19 protein-coding genes are annotated in these 22,875 nt (G+C 45.3%); 8 read left to right on the forward strand and 11 right to left on the reverse strand.

Annotation, left to right across the window (positions count from 1 at the left end; all coding sequences use genetic code 11):
* Positions 1 to 149: 149 nt before the first annotated feature.
* From AB4507_RS17010 to AB4507_RS17025, 4 genes are all read left to right on the forward strand, one after another.
* On the forward strand, positions 150 to 719 hold the full coding sequence (locus AB4507_RS17010; protein WP_372183002.1) for a PilZ domain-containing protein: 570 nt from the start codon (positions 150 to 152) through the stop codon (positions 717 to 719).
* Between the two features lie 6 nt (positions 720 to 725).
* Positions 726 to 4,187: a transcription-repair coupling factor gene (gene mfd, locus AB4507_RS17015; RefSeq protein ID WP_372183003.1), complete on the forward strand. Its 3,462-nt coding sequence runs from the start codon at positions 726 to 728 to the stop codon at positions 4,185 to 4,187.
* Positions 4,188 to 4,250: 63 nt separating this feature from the next.
* A complete protein-coding gene (locus tag AB4507_RS17020; RefSeq protein WP_017068090.1) occupies positions 4,251 to 5,018 on the forward strand; it encodes a peptidoglycan binding protein CsiV in 768 nt (255 codons plus the stop codon).
* A gap of 138 nt (positions 5,019 to 5,156) precedes the next feature.
* Entirely contained in the window at positions 5,157 to 5,702 is a 546-nt protein-coding gene (locus AB4507_RS17025) for a GNAT family N-acetyltransferase (protein ID WP_372183004.1), read from the forward strand.
* Between the two features lie 111 nt (positions 5,703 to 5,813).
* Here AB4507_RS17025 and AB4507_RS17030 read toward each other — a convergent pair whose 3' ends face one another.
* The 7 genes from AB4507_RS17030 to hinT all read right to left on the reverse strand — a co-directional run bounded on the left by AB4507_RS17030 (position 5,814) and on the right by hinT (position 12,422).
* Positions 5,814 to 7,103, reverse strand: a complete 1,290-nt coding sequence (locus AB4507_RS17030) for an NAD(P)/FAD-dependent oxidoreductase (protein WP_372183005.1) — start codon at positions 7,101 to 7,103, stop codon at positions 5,814 to 5,816.
* Positions 7,104 to 7,615: 512 nt separating this feature from the next.
* Positions 7,616 to 8,155: an alpha/beta hydrolase YcfP gene (ycfP, locus tag AB4507_RS17035; protein WP_009847155.1), complete on the reverse strand. Its 540-nt coding sequence runs from the start codon at positions 8,153 to 8,155 to the stop codon at positions 7,616 to 7,618.
* A 108-nt stretch (positions 8,156 to 8,263) separates the two neighbouring features.
* On the reverse strand, positions 8,264 to 9,118 hold the full coding sequence (locus AB4507_RS17040) for a phosphotransferase (RefSeq protein WP_372083358.1): 855 nt from the start codon (positions 9,116 to 9,118) through the stop codon (positions 8,264 to 8,266).
* 205 nt (positions 9,119 to 9,323) lie between these two features.
* On the reverse strand, positions 9,324 to 9,914 hold the full coding sequence (lpoB, locus tag AB4507_RS17045; RefSeq protein ID WP_017060223.1) for a penicillin-binding protein activator LpoB: 591 nt from the start codon (positions 9,912 to 9,914) through the stop codon (positions 9,324 to 9,326).
* An 86-nt stretch (positions 9,915 to 10,000) separates the two neighbouring features.
* Complete coding sequence (locus AB4507_RS17050; RefSeq protein WP_017060222.1) at positions 10,001 to 10,384, reverse strand: YcfL family protein; 384 nt, start codon at positions 10,382 to 10,384, stop codon at positions 10,001 to 10,003.
* On the reverse strand, positions 10,384 to 11,775 hold the full coding sequence (locus AB4507_RS17055; protein ID WP_372183006.1) for a COG3014 family protein: 1,392 nt from the start codon (positions 11,773 to 11,775) through the stop codon (positions 10,384 to 10,386). The genes AB4507_RS17050 and AB4507_RS17055 overlap by 1 nt, the downstream gene beginning before the upstream one ends.
* A gap of 296 nt (positions 11,776 to 12,071) precedes the next feature.
* Positions 12,072 to 12,422, reverse strand: coding sequence for a purine nucleoside phosphoramidase (gene hinT / locus AB4507_RS17060; RefSeq protein WP_017060220.1), 351 nt, complete (start codon positions 12,420 to 12,422; stop codon positions 12,072 to 12,074).
* 277 nt (positions 12,423 to 12,699) lie between these two features.
* On the opposite strand from hinT, the gene AB4507_RS17065 reads away from it, so the two are divergent.
* Positions 12,700 to 14,691 carry a methyl-accepting chemotaxis protein gene (locus AB4507_RS17065; protein WP_017068093.1) on the forward strand — a complete coding sequence of 664 codons (1,992 nt, stop codon included), beginning with the start codon at positions 12,700 to 12,702 and terminating at the stop codon, positions 14,689 to 14,691.
* 197 nt (positions 14,692 to 14,888) lie between these two features.
* On the forward strand, positions 14,889 to 16,055 hold the full coding sequence (locus AB4507_RS17070) for a DUF1887 family protein (RefSeq protein ID WP_136979427.1): 1,167 nt from the start codon (positions 14,889 to 14,891) through the stop codon (positions 16,053 to 16,055).
* A gap of 212 nt (positions 16,056 to 16,267) precedes the next feature.
* On the opposite strand, the gene udp is transcribed toward AB4507_RS17070, so the two are convergent.
* From udp to AB4507_RS17090, 4 genes are all read right to left on the reverse strand, one after another.
* Positions 16,268 to 17,026: a uridine phosphorylase gene (gene udp / locus AB4507_RS17075; RefSeq protein WP_017065292.1), complete on the reverse strand. Its 759-nt coding sequence runs from the start codon at positions 17,024 to 17,026 to the stop codon at positions 16,268 to 16,270.
* A gap of 282 nt (positions 17,027 to 17,308) precedes the next feature.
* Positions 17,309 to 19,666, reverse strand: coding sequence for a zinc/cadmium/mercury/lead-transporting ATPase (locus tag AB4507_RS17080; RefSeq protein WP_372183007.1), 2,358 nt, complete (start codon positions 19,664 to 19,666; stop codon positions 17,309 to 17,311).
* 153 nt (positions 19,667 to 19,819) lie between these two features.
* Entirely contained in the window at positions 19,820 to 21,283 is a 1,464-nt protein-coding gene (locus AB4507_RS17085; protein WP_017060214.1) for an MATE family efflux transporter, read from the reverse strand.
* Between the two features lie 171 nt (positions 21,284 to 21,454).
* Positions 21,455 to 21,871 carry a CBS domain-containing protein gene (locus AB4507_RS17090; RefSeq protein WP_017060213.1) on the reverse strand — a complete coding sequence of 139 codons (417 nt, stop codon included), beginning with the start codon at positions 21,869 to 21,871 and terminating at the stop codon, positions 21,455 to 21,457.
* Positions 21,872 to 22,173: 302 nt separating this feature from the next.
* Here AB4507_RS17090 and AB4507_RS17095 point away from each other — a divergent pair, with 302 nt between their 5' ends.
* Positions 22,174 to 22,407: a hypothetical protein gene (locus tag AB4507_RS17095; protein ID WP_017060212.1), complete on the forward strand. Its 234-nt coding sequence runs from the start codon at positions 22,174 to 22,176 to the stop codon at positions 22,405 to 22,407.
* Positions 22,408 to 22,574: 167 nt separating this feature from the next.
* The gene (locus AB4507_RS17100) at positions 22,575 to 22,871 is read left to right on the forward strand and encodes a hypothetical protein (protein ID WP_372183014.1); all 297 of its coding nucleotides are present in this window, start codon (positions 22,575 to 22,577) and stop codon (positions 22,869 to 22,871) included.
* The last annotated feature ends 4 nt before the right edge of the window (positions 22,872 to 22,875 follow it).

Consider the following 22,875-nt stretch of genomic DNA (forward strand, 5'->3'; position numbering starts at 1 on the left):
GAGTGAATTAACTCAATTAGTTAGGCTTGAAAAACAGAACCTTGTCAAAACACCAAATTTCAAACAACTATTTGAGACTTTCAATTAACTGACCTTGATTACTGCGGCCACATAGCGATAATCAATAGATCACTTCAAGGAACTAACGCATGACAGAACAAGAGTTTTTCACCGTTCACCATAGCCTTATCGCTAATATTGAACCAATGGACAGCGGCTTCACTTTACCTTCTCAAATTCAATTCGAATCTGAGATCCCAGCACCATTTGTGGTGGCAAGTGAATTTAGCCAATTGGATCTGTTAGCTGACAGCGCTCGAGCGGAACTGAAAAACAGCGACTTGAAGAATGTCACCAGTTTATTGGATGCACAAAACTCAAAATTAAACCTCTTGTTGAGCTTTATGTTATCGCAGCAAGATGATGAGAAATTTCGCACTCACACCTATTCATTTGGTGCGAGTCAGTTTTCCTGCTTTTCAAAAGCAGACATCGAACCGGGTCGCTTAGTAAAAGCCAAACTTTTTCTAGAGCACCCAGCTGCAGCCATTTATTGCTACGCAGCAGTATTTGCTAGCGAGGCGAAAGACTCAGGTTTCGAAATCAAATTTAAATACGCTCATCTTCGCGATACCGACCAAGACCTGCTAATTAAAGCGGCACTTTATCAACAACAGAAACTCTTGCGTCAACGCTCTCTAGACCGAGATAACAAGTAAATTAACATGACCAAAAAATCCATATTTACACTACCTAAACTTAAAGGTGCCGGTGACAAAAAGCACATCGGTAACCTAGTCGGTTCGTCTCTCGCTCTTGCCATTGCCAAACTCGCAGAGCAACACAACAGCCATACCGTCTTGGCTGTACCCGACCCACAAGTGGCGCTTAAGCTTCAATCTGAAATTGAACAGTTTACGGCACATGAAGTCGCATTATTCCCTGACTGGGAAACGCTGCCATACGATAGCTTCTCGCCGCACCAAGAGATCATCTCAGATCGTATCGCACGCCTTTACGCACTGCCAACACTAAAAGATGGCATCACGATCGTTCCGATCAGCACGTTATTGCAACGCCAGTCACCGCGTGACTTTTTGCTACAACACACGTTAATGGTGAAAATGGGCGATCTCTACTCTTTAGAGAAACTGCGTCTACAGCTTGAAAAGTCAGGCTATCGTTACGTTGACCAAGTGTTTGGCCCCGGTGAATACGCAAGCCGTGGCTCTATTCTCGATCTGTTCCCAATGGGCAGTAAAGACCCGTATCGAATCGATTTTTTCGATGACGAAATCGACACTATTCGTACTTTCGATCCTGAAAACCAGCGTTCTATCGAAGACATCTCTGAGATCCGCCTGCTGCCTGCTCACGAATTCCCGACCTCGGAAACAGCGATTGAAGATTTCCGTATTCGTTGGCGCCAACAGTTTGATGCGCGCCGCGAACCAGAATCGGTTTATATGCAGGTTTCTAAGGGTACTTGGCCTGCTGGTATCGAGTACTGGCAACCGCTGTTCTTCGATCACACAGAAACCTTGTTTGATTACGTTGCCGATGAAGCGCAACTGCTGATTCTAGGTGATGTCGAGACTGCAGTAGACTCATTCCTAACGGACGTTGCTCATCGATACGAACAGCGCGGTGTTGACCCATTACGGCCACTTCTCACGCCTGAACAACTGTGGCTTAAGAAAGACGAGCTGTTCGCTCACTTCAAACAGAAGCCACAAGTTAACCTGAGTCTAGATTCGATTGAAGAGAAAGCAGGCCGCACCAACTTGCCTGTCGTGTCATTACCTGACCTCAGCGTTCAGCATCAAAATAAAGAACCTTTAGCTAACCTAAGAAAGTTCACAGAAGCCTTCGACGGCAAAGTAGTATTTTCGGTTGAGTCTGAAGGTCGTCGTGAAGCGCTGAGTGAACTGCTTCGTGGTATTAAAGTACGACCAAGCGAAGTTGAAAACCTCGATGCCTCAATTAAAGGCAAAGACAAGTTCAGCCTCATCCTTGGCTCTGCTGAACACGGTTTTATCCATGAAGAGCAAAACATCGCCCTTATCTGTGAAAGCGACCTGTTGGGTGATCGCGTTGTTCAGCGCCGTAAGAAAGACAAAAAAAGTGTTAACAGCGACACTGTCATTCGTCACTTAGCCGAACTTAAACCAGGTCAACCTGTAGTGCACATTGACCACGGTATTGGTCGCTACATCGGCTTGCAGACACTCGAAGCCGGTGGCATGAAAACCGAATACGTGACACTTGAGTACCAAAACGATGCCAAGCTGTACGTGCCCGTTGCTTCTTTGAACTTAATCGGGCGTTACTCGGGTGGCGCTGAAGATTCTGCACCGCTACATAAACTCGGTGGCGAAGCGTGGCAAAAAGCGCGTAAACGCGCCGCGGAGAAAGTCCGTGATGTTGCAGCAGAGCTACTTGATGTTTACGCTAAGCGTGAGCTAAAACCTGGCTACAAGTTTGTACTCGACCGCGGCCAATACGCGACTTTCAAATCTGGCTTCCCGTTTGAAGAAACCGATGACCAAGCGATGGCCATCAATGCTGTTATGTCTGATATGTGCCAAGCCAAAGCCATGGACCGTTTGGTGTGTGGTGATGTTGGCTTTGGTAAAACCGAAGTCGCGATGCGTGCAGCATTCGTTTGTACCGACAACAGCAAACAAGTAGCGGTTTTAGTTCCTACTACTCTACTTGCTCAGCAACACTTCGAAAACTTCCGTGACCGTTTCGCCAACTTGCCGATTCGTGTTGAGGTTCTATCCCGATTCAAATCAGCTAAAGAGCAAAAACTAATCATGCAAGATGTCGCCGACGGTAAAGTGGATATCCTAGTCGGGACTCACAAGCTGCTTTCGAGCGATATTAAGTTTAAAGACCTAGGCCTGCTGGTTGTCGATGAAGAACACAGATTTGGTGTACGTCAGAAAGAGAAAGTGAAAGCGATGCGTGCGGATGTCGATATTCTAACGCTTACTGCGACACCGATCCCGCGAACGCTGAACATGGCAATGAGTGGCATGCGTGACCTTTCGATCATCGCTACACCACCCGCACGACGCTTGGCAATTAAAACCTTCGTTCGCGAGAGTGATGATGCCATCGTCAGAGAAGCGGTGCTGCGTGAAATCATGCGTGGTGGCCAGGTTTACTTCCTACACAACCAAGTCGACACGATTGAGAAAACAGCAGAGTCATTGCAAAAGCTGATTCCAGAGGCGCGCGTGACTGTAGCTCATGGCCAGATGCGAGAGCGCGAACTGGAACGCATCATGAATGACTTCTACCACCAGCGCTTCAACTTACTGGTGTGTACAACCATCATTGAAACCGGTATCGACGTACCAACGGCAAATACCATCTTGATGGACAGAGCCGATAACCTTGGTTTAGCACAGCTGCACCAATTACGTGGTCGTGTAGGTCGTTCGCACCACCAAGCTTATGCTTACTTGTTAACGCCACACCCTAAAGCAATGACCAAAGATGCGATCAAGCGATTGGATGCGATTGCTTCGCTCGAAGACTTGGGCGCAGGCTTTACCTTAGCAACTCACGATTTAGAGATTCGTGGTGCGGGTGAGCTGTTAGGTGATGAACAGAGTGGTCAAATCCAGTCAGTTGGTTTCACCTTGTACATGGAGATGCTTGAACAAGCGGTTGAAGCATTGAAGGAAGGTCGAGAGCCATCGCTTGATGACCTACTGCGTGAACAAACTGAAATTGAGATGCGTTTGCCAGCACTATTACCAGATGACTACATCCCAGACATCAATACACGTTTGTCTACCTATAAGCGTATTGCGAGTGTGAGTGACTCCGACGAATTGGCAGAGTTGAAAGTCGAGCTGATTGATCGCTTCGGCCTTCTGCCTGATGCAACCAAGAACTTGTTATCAGTTTCTGAGCTAAAATTAGCCGCAGCGTCTATCAAAGCGAAGAAAATTGAAGCCCACGATAAGGGTGGATTCTTAGAATTCTACCCGGATGCTGACATAAACCCGACCTACCTTGTTAAACTGTTGCAATCTCAACCGCAAAAGTTTTCAATGGAAGGACCAACAAAGTTCAAGTTTACGATACCATTGGTCGACAGACGGAAACGAATTCAATTTGTTAGTGATTTATTGGGCGAATTCAGACAAAACTTGCTGCCTTCAGCATAAGACCCAATCCACTTGCACATATAAATTATCCAGCCGGTAGTTCGGCTGGAAGACGGAGTAAAAATGAAAAGACTGATCCCACTGCTACTATTGTTCGTCTCACTGCCAAGTTTGGCGCAGAGACAATTTGATATAGAAGTGATCATTTTTAAGCGCGCTGTTGATGCAGAGAAGGTGAACGAATCTTGGCCAAATACACAGCCTAAGATTTCACTTGAACGCGTTGGTTCATTTCAAGATACCCAATACCGAGCAAAGAAAGGCGTTCAAATGCTACCTTACTCGGAATACAAGTTAACGCCTCAGAAAGACAAGCTAAGTAAACACGCTGGCTTTGAAGTTCTGATGCATACCGCTTGGCGTCAAGGCGACCAAGGTAAGAGCTCGGCACCTGTTTTCCATATTCAAGCAGGTAAAGATTTCTCTAAACAGTTTAATGCTGATGGCTCTGAAAAAGGCGCAATCACTGCAGGCAGCGCTGATGGGTTCCAAGAAGAAACCATTGATAAGCCACTCTACGAATTAGACGGCAAGCTGCAAATCTACGTTCAGCACTACCTATACGCTGAAACGACATTAGATTTAAAAGCGCCAAGCGTTCGTGAAGTGACTCTACAAGAGCAACAAATTGAGCTAGATTCACCAGTAAGTGGCGCAGAAAGCAACGTCCAGGTGGGCAATCTAACTGAAATTTCTCCGACGGTTGAAGTCCAAGAGTTCCTTAAGAGCTACCGCATGGACCAAAAACGTCGTATGCGCAGTACAGAAACTCATTACCTTGACCACCCACTTCTTGGAATGGTGATTCAAGTTAGACGTGTAGCGCAGTAAGGTTACTTGCCGATTCGGCTATAATTATATAAATAATTCAATCCGCCCTCCTAGTGAGGGCGTTTTATTAAGTGCTATCTATCTTTATTCTGTACTGACTCTCTTTGTTCAGTACTTACACGTTACTTGGTACGTCCTATGAGCCCTGAATTTCAGATCAATACACAAAATCTTAGCCTTAAAATCATTGAGGCCTCAGATGCTCAAGAATTTTCTCAGCTGGTTAAGTCCTCCCCTAGCTTGTTGCCATGGGTCGACTGGTGTCATAGCGAGTTTTCTATCGTCGAGGCCGAGAAATTTATTCTGGCAACTCGCCTGAGCTGGGTGAAAGCCGATGCGTTTGGCTTTGGCATCTTTGAACGAAAAAGCGATAAGTTAGTCGGTATGGTTGCCATTAATGAGCTTTACCACACCTTTAATATGGCGAGTTTAGGTTATTGGGTCGGTGATGACTTTCAAAGGAGAGGGATCGCCAAAGAAGCGATGTTCGCCCTATTTGAATTTTGTTTCGCGCAACTCAAGTTAACGCGTTTGGAGATTGTCTGCGATACCGAGAACCTACCCAGCCAAAAGTTGATCGAGAAGTGTGGCGCTGAGCGAGAAACCATTGCCCAGAATCGATTTCTGTTTAACGGTAAGCCGAAAGATGGCGTGGTTTATTCTGTGCTACCTCCAACGTCTTAACAGCAGAAATGAGTTCAACACCTGCGATAATCCATAATCAACACGATCAAAAAAGAGCTCCGAAGAGCTCTTTTTTATTATCAGCGTAATGCTCTGAGAAGGCTTACCTGATTAGTGAAGCTTTAGGTTTGGACGAAGTACACGGTTAATACGACCAACCAGCATCATCAGTGATGTTTTGATTAAGCCGTGAAGCGCCATCTGGTGCATGCGGTACAAAGAGATGTAAACCACACGAGCAATACGACCTTCGACCATCATCGAGCCTTTCGTCAGGTTACCCATCAAACTACCTACCGTAGAGAAACGGCTAAGTGAAACTAGCGAGCCTTTGTCTTTGTAGATGTAGTCTTTCAGGTCACGACCGTTCAACTTAGCAATGATGTTGCTGAATGCACAGCTTGCCATTTGGTGAGCCGCTTGTGCACGTGGCGGAACGAATGAACCGTCTGCTTGTGTACATTGCGCCAAGTCACCGATTGCAAAGATGTTGTCATCCAGTGTTGTTTGCAGCGTGTTCTTCACAACCAACTGGTTGATACGGTTGGTTTCAAGACCACCGATATCTTTCATGAAATCTGGTGCTTTGATACCTGCTGCCCATACCATGATTTGAGCTGGGATCTTGTCACCATCTTTGGTTGTTAGGCCGTCAGAATCCGCCTGAGTCACCATCGTATTCGTACGAACGTTCACACCAAGCTTGGTTAGCTCAGAGTGTGCTGCACTTGAAATACGAGGAGGTAGAGCTGGAAGAATACGCTCACCCGCTTCAACTAGGTTTACGTTCAGCTTGCTTGAATCTAGGTCGCCGAAGCCGTAAGTACGAAGTTCTTTAACGGCGTTGTGTAGCTCTGCAGAAAGCTCTACACCAGTTGCACCAGCACCAACAATCGCGATGTCTACCGTGCCTTGACCGTTCTTAGCGTGAAGCTTTAAGAACTGATTGTTCATTTCTGTACGGAAACGGTGTGCTTGCTCTGGGCTATCAAGGAAAATACAGTTGTCACGAACGCCTGGAGTGTTGAAGTCGTTTGACGTTGAGCCTAGCGACATCACTAGAATATCGTATTCAAGTTCACGGCTTGGCATCAGCAGTTCACCGTGCTCGTCTGTAAGCTCGCTTAGTGCAATCACTTTACGCTCACGATCGATGTCGTTCAGGCTGCCCATTTGGAAATCGAAGTAATGGTTTTTTGCGTGCGCACGGTAGCTTAATGCATCAACACCTTCATCCAGTGAGCCCGTTGCTACTTCATGAAGTAATGGTTTCCATAGGTGGCTTGCTTTACGGTCTACCAGAGTAATCTGGGCACGTTTCTTACGACCTAAAGTGCGGCCTAGCTTAGTTGCTAGTTCTAAACCACCAGCACCGCCGCCTACTACGATAATTTTTGTCACAATGACAATCCTCTACAAAATGAATAAATGGGGTTCGGCTCGATTACTCCAACCGATAAATTCTATGTATCTACTCGGCCTTGAATGCGAAGGCTGTTACAAATTGGGTTACCGCGAAAAAGAATAACGACAGCTCACCGAGTAGTTAGAGGGGTTACAAACAACAAATAATGGTTTGTTGCTTTGCTCACGTGGATATAAAAGGTGACTACCTGAGAGGCAGAACACAAATTATGGGCAAGTTTTTTCACTCGCTCTCAATTTTTTTTGATATTTGTCAAAATATTTTGCTTGGGAACATTATATATAGCAAAAAGATGACCGCAACAAAAAAATCCTTACCCTCAATGAGGATTCGCGACTAATTAGTTAACGTTTGCGCAAACTGATCTATAAATGCACAAACCGACCGATAAAACATATACAACTACTTTATCAATACCAGTCTCTAAGATTCAGATGTGAAAAAGCAGCACTCATTGAGCACTGCTTTTATAAAACATCTGGATTGATTAAGCGTTTTTGAACGCTTTCATTGCTTGAAGATGTTGAGAGATCTTTTTGAATTTATGACTCTCTTTCTCATCCCAGATTACATCATAGTAATCTTCTAGCGCGGCAGCTGTTTTGGTATTGTCGTGAATTTCATCTTCACGAGAAAGCACCACTAAACAGCGTCCTTTGTTTTTCATACGGTACTGAGCAACACATTTAGTTGCGATGTCTTCGTACTCTTCTGGACGGTCAATTCGACCTACCATGTTGTTCTCAGGGTGCAGATTAGGGTTGAACACCACCTGCTTAATCCCACATAAGAAACCAATACGCTCAGACCAAAAACCACCTAAACCTACACCACAAATAATGGGATGCGGATCATCGGATTGCTCTATCACCTTATGCACTTCTTTTAGCAGATGCTGCATATCGTGTTTTGGATGCAAAGTACTGTAGTTGATGAAACGAACGTCATCATCAATGAATTGCAACTGCAGTATTTTTTCGTGATTGCCCGGGCTTGTTGAGTCGAAGCCATGTAGATAGATAATCATTGTACCTCCCCCGTTGAATATTGGTACGTTTTGATCAATCTAACACGAAAAACAAGGTTTTAAAGGTAACAGCTGAGAAATTATATTTTTCACTTCCTAAACGTGATCCTAGCTACATAAAGTGTGACTCAGAGCCTCCGCTTCACGCAGATAACTTTCATCGCCCCAAAGCTGATGAGCAAGTAAATACCATAGCATCGCCATCATCTGGCTTCTTGGTAACCATGCTTCTACACCATCAAGCCAAGGCTGAACATCATGGATTCCTCGCAGCTGACAGTACTTCTCAACCGCTTCTGTGACTGGCGCGCCAGCAACCGCAATGGTTAATGTCAAATCGAGCCTAGGGTCTGCGAGCGCAGCGTATTCCCAATCAATAATCTTAATGCAGTCACTGTTTCTCACTAGGTTATAACCACCTAAGTCAAAATGGCACAAAGACAGGTCAACATTGGTAATACTCGGAGCCACGCGCCACTCTTGATAAATCTTAGTGCAGGCTTCGGTCTTATGAATCGCATCAAGCTGCAGCCAGTAATGGTCGACTCGCGCCGTGAAACTGAATGGTTGCAGTGGTAATCGCGCAGTATTAACCAGATGAACAGAGGTCAGCGTTTTCAACAGGTCATCGAGTTCTAGATCTTCGTAAAGTGTCTCACCCGCAATCCACTCAACCAGTAACCCCTGCTCATTCACTACCATTGGGCTTGGCCCGATACCGAGTCGCTCAATGGCAGACAGCACTTGGTACTCTTCATGGCGAGAAATGAAGAACGCTTTGGTGATAGGTGTGGTTGGCCGCCAAACATACGCAGTACCATCGGCATCGACCAACTTCCAACATCGATTGGTCAAACCGCCTGTTAATGTCTGTGCTCTAACTGGAGGCTCAGAAAAGTAACCGTCAAGCGAACTCAAACTGGTATCAAGAAGCTTAGCCTCAGACCAAGAAAAAATTGCCATATTTACTCCCTATAAACGTCTTAACTGCCCTATAAACGTCTTCATTCCCTACAAAAAAGACACTGACCAAAAGCCAGTGTCTCTTCATAAACAGCACATCATGCACTGCATTGGCGTGTGACCAAGCTATACGCTGTCAAGATTAAGCGCTGCCAATACTAGACATTGTCAAATCCGGCTGCGCATAGTTGGCAAGTAAGCGAAATTAAAGGCCTAGTAGGCTCTTAGATTGTTGCTTACGGATTTCAGTCTCGTCAGCCCATTCAATCAAGCCAGACTCAAGATCCATTAGACGCATCGTCATTTTATAGTATACGTCTTCATCGCTACCCGCTTTCTTAACGATGCTTGATAGGTTGCCGTACAGCATGTACTGAGCACCAACCATTTTACCGAATTGAATCGCTGAACTTTGGTTTACAAGCTCATCGTTGTTTTGGAAGTTCAGTTGGTCACGAACAGACTCTACACGGTCCATATCAACGAAACGGAACTTACCAGAGTTCAGCATCTTAGTACTGATAGTGTCAGTGATTGACTCAGTATCGATGTGCTCACTTGTTTTGTTCTTGATTCGCTCTACAAACACGATTGGACGCTGTTCACGAGTAATGTAAGACACAGAACCAGACGCCATCATGCTATCGACCATTTCACCCGCAATCGTTTGAAGGTCAGTTGAACCGAAATCGATTGTCGTGGTTTCTACTGCTTGTGCATCACCGTAGCTTACCTTGTTTGAACAACCGCCTAAAATAACCGCTAAACCTAGTAGCGCAATGACACTCTTTTTCATTTTGTTTCCTCAACTTATCACTGAGCGGGGTTACCCACACTCTTAAATTCTTGTATTTACGAATCATGAGACCCGTTTAATCTAACTTACTGCTCTCGGAACTGGACTCTGAACTGAGTCGCTTTCGGGTTTACCGACACTTCCGACAACGAAATACTTTCAAAACCACGAACAATCGCTTGCTTCCAAGGACCTTGTTTAAGGTTGACCTCAAGCCCGGCATCGTCGTACCAGTAAAAACGATAAAGAATATGTTGATCGCCTTTATAGTTACTGTTTAAACGAACGATTCCTCGCGTATGACCGTCGACCAGATCGGTGCGAATATCTTCAACCTGTAAACGGCTGCCCAATACCTTGTCACCAAAGAAAACGTTCTGAGTCAGACTATCGACCCTTACGCCAGCTGTATTATCAGCACAACCAGCCAGAGCCATAACCGCTGCTAAGCTCACTAACCACTTTTTCATTACAGCCTCCCTAGCTGTTTATGCCACATTGTTGCATTGTTTCCTTGTCGAGAAATCCACACCAAGGTGGTCTGCCCTTCTCGAATATCAAAGTCGTACGTTTTAGCGCCCGCTTCCAACGTATATTGACCGCTATTTGCTACAAACGTACTGCTCTTAATCTCTGCAGGTAATGATTGCCAACTGCGAGTGTCTGGTTGCTCTGTCAGTGTGTTCCACACGTTGAACAGAATATTACCGACATCATCGCCTTTGGTTGCTTCTTTTCGAATGCGATCTTTCGCGACTACACGTAGCGCTTGGCGAATAACAATGCTTGTCATACGTTCCGATAGATCGTTCTGCGCCATCGCGTTTACATCAGTGATCAAATGTTCTTGTAGCGGCTGTCCGCTGATTCGCAAGGCAGAAAAACGCTCTACGTTTTGACTTGGGTAATATGGCAGCGCAAGAGAGTATATTGCCCCCTGATCGCGACTGTCATAAACAGGCAAATCCAGTCGCCAACTGTCCATAGCTTGCACAGCGCTCTGCTCTTGAAGAACAATCACTCGCCCTTCACCTGCACTAAGTTTAGAAGATTGCTTATGGCGTTTTTCTAATGTTGCTAAATCTTGTCGCATCCCTAAACGAGCGGCTGTTGCCATGGTTCTATCGATGATTTCTTGGTTATCTGGCATCACAGCCAAAGCACGACGATAGTCAACGTAGGCGCTGTTTAAATCATTTGACGCTTCATAAAGCAGACCAGACAAGAACATCAGATACGCATTCTGTACTGACTGCAGTTTCTTACCCGCATCAGGGTAATTGGCAAGGATGCTACCCACATTGGCAGACAAGCCTTGCTTCTTCGCATCGCTGGCTGCTTTGTCTAACTCAGCCTCGCGTTGCTTCTTCGCTTGTTCTTGAACTTGGTTGGCGCGACGCATTTCGATCACCGCACCTTCTAAATCGTTTTTCTTGAGGTAATTTAAACCGAGATACAGATGAAGAAAGCCCAACTCGTAATCGGCTGGCACATACTCGGTAATATTGTCATTCACAGCCAACGCACCCACACTGGTTGCACTGTCTGAGATTGAGATCACGGCTTTGCGTTGCTGCTCAGTAACCGCCTGATCAGCCACTTCAAACGAAGCCTTACTCTCAGGGTATTTTTGATCCAGCAGATTAATTCTACCTCTTTCAAAGTTATCAAGGATGTCGCCTGCCGCGTAATCTGGTAGCTCTTGCTGAGCCTCTGAATAATCTCCAGATTTAACGGCTTGGTAGATCGCTTTGTTTTGTGCGCTGTAATGACTGAACAGGCTTCCTGCAGACATACTCGCACAACCTACGGTCAACGCCGATAACAGGGCAATGGAAGCGAATCTAAACTGTTGCTTCACTTATCGTCTCCGTGCATGTTTAAAATGCCAACTTTATTAGGGTCTGCTGACCTTTAATGGTCTCATTATCAAAACGAAACGCGTTGTAAAAAGGATCTCAAGCCAGTTGAAACCCTACTGATTTAGCCTCTGCCTAGGCGATGCCGACGTTCAGACAACAGATAGAACTTAAAGTTGGCATACAAACTACAAATTTTCCAACTAACTACTTGTGTTAACCCACTAATGAGCGCGTTTAAACTAGCTCATTAGCTTTCATTAACTCGTTAGCTTTTCATTAGCTCATTAACTTTTTATTAGCTCATTAATAGGGGGCCAAGTGGACGGCCGCCAACCAAGTGCATGTGAATATGATAAACCTCTTGGCCACCGTGAGAGTTACAGTTCACGATAAGACGATAGCCATCTTCTGCAATGCCCTCTTCTTTTGCTAACTTGCGAGCAACAGTAAACATGCGCCCCATCATCGCTTCATCTTGGACTTCAACATCGTTAGTTGTCGGAATCAGCTTGTTTGGGATGATTAGGATATGGCTTGGCGCGCGAGGGTTAATATCGCGAAATGCGGTTACTAAATCGTCTTGGTAAAGTAGATCTGCTGGGATTTCTTTGTTGATGATCTTAGTAAAAATGGTTTCTTCAGCCATGTTTCTCTCCGATAAAACATTTATTTTTTAATGCTTTGAGTATGCGCTATGCCGCATCAAACCACAATAAATCTGCTTTAAAGCATAATAAAAAACACCGTTCAAATCAAAGAAAACGAGCCCTAGCTCTCAAGAATGGCATGTTGGTTATAACTGAGCGCTATTTTTGACGTGTGCGTCATAAAATGCGTAAGCCGAGCTCAATAGAATGCTGATAATTTTGTTAGTTTTACTTTGACCTGACATTAGGTCTGCATTTTTATTTAGGGAGAAAGCCATGAAGGGATCTGTGATCAAGCGTATGTACGCTGGTTTCGCACTGATCATCATCATGTTCGCAGTCACGATAACCATCATGATGAACAGCATGAATCAGATACACAGCAATTTTGAGAGTGTCTCAGAAACCTCATTACCACTTGTCGCGCTTTCAAATCAAACGAGTGTTCAATTGCTTTCTGCTGATAAGTCATTCAAAGATTTCTTAACCACACAAAACGCTGAACGCATGTCTGCAATGCGTACAGAATTTGCTGCATCACAAAACTCGTTTTCAGAAGTTCTCGGTAGTTTAGAAGCGGCAAGCCAAAACAATGCTTCACTTGTTGAACGTATCGCGCAATTAAGAGCAATGGAAGAACGCTACTTCGCCGAAGCTGACGAAGCGATGAACAACTACGTCGCGATGTTCGAAGCACAAGAACAAGTACAAAAAGCGTCTCGTGACTTCCAACGCTTACATTCAGAATTAACCGTTGGTATGAAAGAGTACGTTGCCGACCAAAAAAGCATCTCTGTAAAAGTGATGGCAAAGAGCTACTTCATCAAACTGCAAGACGCAGAAGTTATTACCTCTGATGCACTTGCTAGCTCTGATGTTGCCTTCGTTCAAAAAGCCCTTAACCAAAACAAAAAGGCCGTTACTCATCTTAACTACGCTTATCGAGGTCTATCAACACAACTACCAGCACTTAAAAATGTCTTCGATGAGTCGGTTCAGAAGTTCACCAAAGACGTTGGTCAGAAAGGTGGCGTACTAGACAAACACAACAACTACCTACAAGCCAAACAAGCGTTGTACGTGAACATCGCTAACCTAGCTCTAGAAGTTGACCAAGCGATGGCTGTTTTGGACTCATTCAACGTGACCGCTGAAGAGCAACTTAACTCATCACTCGCTGACGCAAGCAGCATCTACGACAAAGGCCTATTCAACGCGATTGCCATTGGCATTGTTGTGACTGTGTTCGCTGCTGCGATTGGTTACCACATTGCACACAGCGTACGAGAGCCATTAACTCGCATCCTCGGTACATTAGAAGGTCTAACTGAAGGTGATATGACTCAGCGTATCGATATTCGCTACGACAACGAATTCAGCCGCGTGAGCCGTCACATCAACACCTTGGCTGACAACCTGCACAATATCCTTGTGAAGTTGAATGATGCTTCAGATGACTTAACTAAGACTGCAAGCGTCAACCAGAAGACGTCATCTGAAACGCAGGCTCAATTGAACAGCCAACGTGAGCAAACCGCGACTGTTGCGACCGCAATGACAGAGATGTCTCATTCTGTACAAGAAGTGGCGAACAGCGCGCAAAGCTCACTCACCATGGTTCAACAAGTAGAATCGGCTTCTGAGTCTGGTCGTCAGATCATGAACACCAACATCAGCACCATTAATCAGCTTGAAGTTCGCCTTACTGAATCAGTGGGCGCTGTAGGCGAGCTACAACAGATGAGTAGCCAGATTGGTTCAATCCTTGACGTTATTCGTGGTATTGCTGAACAGACCAACCTACTTGCACTTAATGCGGCAATCGAAGCAGCGCGTGCAGGTGAACAAGGTCGTGGTTTTGCAGTCGTTGCCGATGAAGTACGAGTGCTAGCACAGAAGACCACTCAATCAACCTCTGAAATCGAGACTATGATCAGCAATCTGCAATCAAGCTCGAAAACTGCAAGTAACGTAATTGAAAGCTGTATGAGCGATATGGACATGTCGGTTCAACAAGCTTCAAGTGCAAACAGTGCGATGGAAGAGATCCAAGCCTTGATTCTAGAGATCAGCCACATGAGTACACACATCTCTCAAGCAGCCGCTGAGCAGAGTGAAACGTCTGGTGATATTGCACGCAACATCGAAGACATCAACCACATCGCAGATAAGAGTTACCAAGCGATGTCTTCAATTGCGGAGGCAAGCCAAAACCTAACAATTTTGGCGAATCAGCAAGGTGATTTAGTACATCAATTCAAACTATAGATAAATGAAGAATCGATAGATATTTAGTGAGATTGTTGAGACTTCTTACCCAATAGTGGTGACTAATTGAGCTAGGGCAACTTTTATCAAGGGTTGCCCTTGTTTTTTATGAGCTTTGTCATTATATGATTATTAAGGCTTGCTGCTTCCCGTTTTTTCTTTCACCTTTATGAGCGAGCCGCTATTAAGGAATTTATATGGCTGTTCATGTTGGCATTATCGATCAAGACCCCATTCGCTTGCTCACCCCATTACTTGATAACCGAACGGTCAGCACTCACATCGTGTTTATCGGTGACAAAAATCAAATCAGTATGTACAAACGTTTAGACAGCGTTTTGCACAAGCGCGACATTACGAGTGAGTTTTTCGAAATTCCGACCATCGTAAATACATCTGTCATTAAAGAATCTATCCAAACCCTTGCCGAAGACCTCAAAGCACGCGGTCAAGAAGTGAAGCTCAACGCAAGTTGTGGCCTCCGTCACCGCCTACTTTCTGTGTACGAAGTATTCCGTACTTACCACTGGCCAATCTTCGTGGTTGAACCAAATAGCGACAAGCTTTGCTGGTTGTACCCTAATGGTAAAGAAGACGCACAAGTTCAAGACCGCATCACTATCGACGACTACCTAACTGTGTTCGGTGCTCGCGGTGAATTCAGCGATGTTCAGCTGTCTCCGCAACTGGATCAGAAACTTTATGAACTGGGTGAACGTTGGGCAAGTAACGCACTCGAACTAGGCCCTGGCCTTGCGACATTGAACTACCTAGCAACGACCTGCCGTAAAGAACAAAAACTTGATGTAGGCCTATCTGAGAAGCAACAAGGCTATCGCGAGCTCAACATGCTGTTGAGCGATTTGGTTGAAGCTAAAATTGCGACTTACGACAATGGTATTTTGACCTTTGCCAACGAAGACGCGCGCCGCTTCTCAAACGGTGAATGGCTTGAAACATTGGTTCACAGCACAGTTAAGCAGATCCAAGATGACATGCCGACCATTCAAGACCGTTCTTTGAATGTTCAGGTATACCGTCAACTGGGTGAACGTGAGGTTCGTAACGAGCTTGATGTTGCCTCTGTGGTGAACAATAAGCTGCACATCATCGAATGTAAGACCAAAGGCATGCGTGATGATGGTGATGACACCTTGTACAAACTGGAATCGCTTAGAGACCTGCTAGGTGGCCTACAAGCACGTGCAATGTTAGTGAGCTTCCGCCCTCTTCGCCATAACGACATCACACGAGCTGAAGATCTTGGCCTTGCATTGATTGGCCCTGACGAATTGAAAGATCTTAAAACACACCTAACGGCATGGTTTACAGCTGCGGGTGGCAGTGAAGATCTAGAGTGCTAAAAACCAATAAGCTCATGAGAGCTCAATGCTCTTAAGCAGATTGTTAAAAAGGCGAATGACGATTAAATCACTCGCCTTTTTTGTTGTCTGTTTTCTCTATTGATTACTTTCAGACGGCACAAAAAATGGCCGCATCATACGATGCGGCCATTTTCAAAATTTAATGTCACTTGAAGACTTAATGCTCTCTAAAACTCAGAGCACTTTAAGACTTAAAGCATTTTACGAGCGGCTTCTACAACCACTTTGATTGAACGTGCTTCTGTTACTTTTAGAGTGTCGTGATCAGGCGTCTCTTTTTGAGTACGGTTGATGATTACACCAGCAACACAACCTGCTTTCAGACCAGAACTTGCACACATAGTTAGCAGTGTTGCAGATTCCATCTCGAAGTTTAGAACGCCCATGTCTTGCCATTCTTGCATAGAGCCTTGGAAGCGCTTAACAACGCGACCAGAGAACGTGTCGTAACGCTCTTGACCTGGGTAGAACGTATCGCTTGATGCCGTTACGCCCATGTGAACTGTTGCACCTGATTCATCAACTGCCGCTTTCATTGCTGTTGCAACTTCAAAGTCAGCCACTGCTGGGAACTCCATAGGAGCAAAGTGTAGGCTAGCGCCGTCTAGACGAACAGAACCTGTAGAAACAATCATGTCACCCACGTTTACGTGAGGTTGGATAGCACCAGTCGTACCAACACGTAGGAAAGTGCGAACACCAAGTTGAGCAAGCTCTTCAACTGCGATAGAAGTCGATGGACCACCAATACCTGTTGAACATACAACAACTGGTTTGCCGTCTAGCTCTGCGCGGTAAAGCGTGTATTCACGGTGACTAGCAAGGAATACTGGGTTCTCCATCTCTTCTGCAATTTTTTGCACACGAGCAGGATCACCAGGGATGATCGCAAGAGTAGCACCGTTAAGATCTGCTTCAGTAACACCTAAGTGGAAAACAGCTTGAGACATAGTTCGCTCCTTTTGGCTTATTGGGCTTTTTACCCTTATTTAAGCTCATAGTAAATTCGTGGGGTACGAACACACTCTAACCAAGCTCATTACAAAATGAAGTGACACATGTCACATGAATGATCGCAACAATAATTCAAGTTTCACAAAAAACCGATTGGCATCACAAAAATAAGCAATCCGCACGCCTATGTTGCATACTAATGAGACAAAAAGCGCCTTTAACGTATTACCGCTAAAGGCGCTTTTATATTAAGAATGCTCTATGTCGGTGAGCTCGATTTAGTCCGCTTTAGATTTAAATCGAAGCAGACGCAATGCGTTCAATGTCACCAATGCAGTTGCACCACTATCCGCTAAAACTGCCACCCACAAACCGGTAATACCTAACAAGCTTGTCACCAAGAATACGACCTTCAAACCAAGCGCAAGGGCTACGTTTTGACGGATGTTGTTCATGGTCGCTTGCGACAGTTCAATCATCGCTGGCAGCTCAGTTAAACGGTTATGAGTCAGTGCTGAATCCGCCGTTTCCAAAGCGACATCCGTACCACCACCCATTGCGATGCCGACATTCGCCGTTTTCATTGCTGGTGCATCATTAATGCCATCACCGACCATCGCCACGTGCGACTGTTGAGATAACTCCTCAACGTAAGATACCTTGTCGCTTGGCAATAGGCTTGCCTTGTACTGCATACCAATCTTGCTACTGATCGCTGCTGCACTGCGCGGATTATCGCCGGTCAACATGATAGATTGAATACCTAATTCATCAAGTCGTTCAATCGCAAGCTTAGCGTCACTGCGTAACGTATCTTGCCAAGCAATCAGACCAATCACCGTCGTAGCTTGCTCTGTTGATTCTTCTTGATCTTTAACCTCAAGAGCAACCACAACCGTCTTGCCCTCACCTTCTAATGCTTCTACCTGAGAAACCACATCGGCACCAAGTTCGAACGTGACTTTAGACGGTGACAGAACCTGATACTTAACACCATCAACATCCCCTTCAACACCACTACCAATCAACGCTTTCTTGTTGTGTGATTCAGGAATCTCAATATTCAGGTCTTTTACTTTAGCGACAAGTGACTGCGCCAACGGGTGAGTAGAGCCAACTTCAATCGCCCCAACCACACGCAGCATCGCGTCTTGTTGCCACCCCGATAGAGGTTGAATATCCGTAACCTGAGGCTTACCTTCGGTCAGTGTGCCTGTCTTATCGAAGGCGATGGTTTGGATTTTACCAAGCTGCTCTAGCGCTGCGCCGCCTTTAATGAGCGCGCCACGTTTCGCTGCTGCTGCTAAGCCAGAGGTAATCGCTGCAGGAGTCGAGATAACCAAGGCACACGGACAAGCAATCAACAATAGCGCTAGGCCACGGTAAACCCATGTTTCCCATGGCTGCGCAAACAACAATGGTGGCGTGATGATGACCAACAGAGCCACTACCATCATTAACGGTGTGTACCAACGGCTGAACTTATCGAGGAATCGCTCTAGTGGTGCTTTACGAGACTCTGCTTCTTCAATCAGATGAAGAATGCGATCGATCGCGTTCTCACCCTGTTTTGAAGTGATGGTGATACGAACCACTTTATCGACCACCACAGCGCCAGCCATGATGCTATTGCCTTCGATGTGTTCAACAGGAACAGATTCACCGGTTAACGCACTTTCATCAAAGCTTGCCGCGTCTGTAATCAATTGGCCGTCAGCAGGTAAACGAGAGCCCGCGGCCACTTCAATCACATCACCTGGAACCAGTTCACTGACTGCTACTTCTACACGCTCGCCGTTGATGATCTTAGTCGCGTTTTCTGGTACCAATGCCATTAGCGCTTGAACGCCACTTCTTGCTCTTGATGAAGCAAACGCTTCTAAGCGCTCACCAATCAAGAACAACAATAGAACCATCGCTGCTTCCGCAGTTTCGCCAAGGTACAAAGCACCCAGCGCGGCAACACTCATTAAGGTTTCAATAGCAAACGGTGTACCTGAACGCGCCAGCTGAACCGCTTTCTTCGCCACCGGATATAAACCAAGCAGACAAGTTACCGTAAACAAGCCTTCGCTTAATTGAGGAGAGGTACTTTTCAGAAGCGCCGCAAACAGCATTGCCGCTGCAATCGCGATAATCTGTAAATTAGGTTGGATATAAGCTTGCCAAAAAGTCTCAGGTTGTTGTTTTTCTTTCTTTGAACCGACTTCCGTAAGAGGGAAACCCGTTTTGATAGAGACCTGTTCAATGGTGTCAGCAAGGCTTTGATTATCGAATTTCACAACCAGCTTTTCGGTAGCAAAGAGAACCTTCGCTTGAATAACACCGTCAATATTGCTGATCGCGTTTTCTATTTTTCTTGCACAAGCTGGGCAGTCCATTCCGGCAACCAGCCAACTTTTCGAAAATTTGGCGTCGAGAGATAAAGTTGAGGACTGACTGTCTTCTTCTCCACTGTCCGACGAACTACAACAATCATCTCCAGACGATGACGAAGTAGCAGAAGAGCTACAACAACCAGATGAAGTACCTGCTGCTGTGATGCTTGAAATTTTAGGGCTAGAGCAACTTGCTCCTGCCGCTTGAGGTTGAACGTCCACTTTTGCTGAGCGGCACGCTGCATGTTTTGCGCACATAATGTATCTCCTTAATACTCAAAAGCCTTGAGGTTGTTGCTAACTCACGAGCAACAGAACCTTAAGTTCATCAAAAGTATAAACCTTGGAGGCTACTCCAAGGTCAAGAAGAAGTTTTCAAGAAAACAAAAATATTATGCCAGCGCCGATGGCTTACTGAGATTTAAGCTCCGCACACTCTTCACGGTTCGCCGATACATCATCAATAAGCACCGCATCGTGTGAACAGAATGGCTGTGTGTTTAGGCTGACAATCGACACATCGTCTTCCACTGGATCAACTTGAGATCCTTGCATCAGTTCAGCGATATGATGTCGAAGCACCAAGATACCTAAAATCCCGAACAGAACATTACCCAAAGCTTGACCATAAAGAACACCCAAAGCGCCATACCACTCCGAACCTAGATAGACGAACGGCAGAGTACCTAACGTGGCTTTGCCCAAATTCAATGCTGTCGAATAAAGCGGTTTGCCTAAGTTATTAAAAGAGGTGTTGGCAACAAATAGCGCACCGTTAAAGGTGAAGGTTAACGCCACATAGGTACAGAAAGCTGCCACAATGATTGCTGCATCACCTTGTAGACTAAAACCTTGAATGACATAACCTTGAACGAAGTACAACAGAATACAAACAGCGATAGTGTATGCCGTAGTAACCAGCAATGAGTTATTGAGTGTTTCCTTCACTCGGTCCATGCGTTCAGCACCAAAGTTCTGACCAATGATTGGCCCCACAGCGCCAGACAAGGCAAAGATAACCGCAAAACAAACTGGCGTCAGACGACCTATCACGGCAAAGCCCGCGACAAAATCCTCACCATATTGTGCGATACCCGTTGTTACAATCGCATTACCGATAGGCGTTGCGGTATTGGTGATAATCGCAGGCAGCGCAATCGCCAATATTGGTCGAATATTAATGCGCCATTGCACAAAAGAAGGCGGAGCTACCAGCTGATGGCTGCGAATAAGAGGATAAAGCGAAAAGAATAGCACCGAGAAACGAGCGACAACCGAAGCGATAGCCGCCCCTTCGATGTTCCAACCAAAACCAAAAATAAACAGAGGATCGAGAATCGCGTTAACAATGCCGCCAGACAAAGTTGCCCACATCGAACGCTTAGCATCACCTGCCGCTCTTAAGCCCGCACCCGCTGCCATCGCTAACGCCAAAAATGGACCACTAGGTAGCAAAATCTGTAGGTAAGCTTGAGCGCGTTCGGCTGCAATGCCTTTGGCGCCTATCGCGGCTAGCAGCTCTGGAATATAAGCGAACATGATTGCAGTTATGGTTGAACTGATAACAAACGCAGTCAGCATGATACTGGTGCTTAGGTTTCGAGCGTGCTCGTGATTCTTGGAGCCGATGGCTTTGGACACTAATGCGCCCATGGCAATGGAAGTACCGATAGAAACGGAGGTAGAAAAGAAAGTCAGCGTACCTGCAAAGCCTACCGCAGCAGCCAATTCAACCTGTCCGAGCATACTGATAAACAGCATGTCGAGCAGATCGACCACAAATAACGCCATCAAACCGACAGAGCCAGCCCCCGACATCACCAATATGTGGCGCATCGTTGAACCTTCAACAAACTTTGCCGTTTGATTTGACATGAAACCTCCAAAAGTTGGAATACCCAAGAGCTAAAGTCCAATTAGCTGTTCAACAGGCTCGGGATCCACAAAGAGAGGATCGACCAAGAAAAGCGCTATACAGAAAAAAGGCGCTAGTGCGCCTTTTTTCAATTGAGGGTATTGAGAAAAATAATCGTTCTTAACACGCTACTATACCTGATGTTTGAAGCATTCTTCCAAGTTCTTGCCGATTGCTCTCAAAACATCGGTTCTGGTGATAATACCCACCAGTTTTCGATTATCGATCACAGGGTATGCTTTAGGTTTTCCAACCTGCATCATGTCCGCCAATTCAATAATGGATAAGTCAGGGGACACCGACAGCACTTCTTGGTACATGCAGTCACCCACAAGGTGTGTGTCTTGGCAGAAGTAACTGACCTTCACAAGTTTCTCGAGTAAATCCTGCTCTGAAAGGAAGCCAATCACTTGTTCATTATCGTCGATTACGGGTCCACCCATGTGGTGACTACGCATCACTTTGTCTAACGCTAGACTTAACGGCATATCAGGAGTAAATGTCACAACCTGCTGCGTCATGTAATCTTTCACTTTAATAGAATGCATTGCGTTCTCCCTAAATACTTTGCGTCATATATTTTCTATCTTGTTAAGTTAATTGTTGTCTAAAATCTTGATTTTACTAAATGGATTTCAACAATTTTATTGATAGGCAAAACCTAACAATACAAAAAAATGAGACAAACAAAGGGTTGAGCACGTTTTCGAACGCCAGAAAAAAGAAAAAAAAGAGCCCTTACAAAGCCTTACTTTCCCTTGCTTAACCTTACTTAGCCGAGCTAGCCTGCGTAAATAAACCCTGTAATCTTCACCTCACTAATAATTAGAAATCCCTTTTTATGAAGTTTATGCAACACGACAACAACATGTACGCGTATATTTACGCAGGTAACGACGGCACAGAAAACACACTCATCGCCACTATCGATAATCAAGAAAAACCGCTGATATCAAGCTGCGTTGATGAGATAAAACGCATGTCATGCTTAGCCATTGATTTAGCAGCAAAACACGACCTAAAAGTGAAGCTGGTGAAATATCAAAGAGAACAAGAGATCGACTTCGGCCTATTCGTTAAATAGTGAATCCGACACTGATTTGGTTAATCTCTAACTGGCAGCCATAGTAGCATTAGCAAGCGCAATAGCCGTGAATGGCTGCCGAATTCGACCTGACAAGCCTAACGGGTAAAGGCTATAATGATCAGACGGCGCCCTTGCCGATTTTCATTGTCCAAATACGGTTTACTATGTCTTCCCAAACCCCACCTAAAACGTATCTAGCGAATTCCTTATCTAAGTTAAAAAGCTACTTTAGTGAGTTATTGGATTTCCAATCACGCATTTGGGTGGTTCATATCTTTGAAGACTCTATTACCGATCAGTCGTTTGTGATTAATGAAGATGGCTTTAAAGAACCGCTAGAGTGGATGAAAAAACGTGATTACCAAGCGAGAATGCTTGATCGTGTTGATAAGATGAAAATCTCACAGGTGATTGAGATTCAGTTCGAAGACAAAATGCATCGCTTGATGCGAGTGAAGTAGCTTT

The organism is Vibrio sp. 10N.222.54.A3 (assembly GCF_041474095.1).
GTDB lineage: Bacteria > Pseudomonadota > Gammaproteobacteria > Enterobacterales > Vibrionaceae > Vibrio > Vibrio crassostreae_C.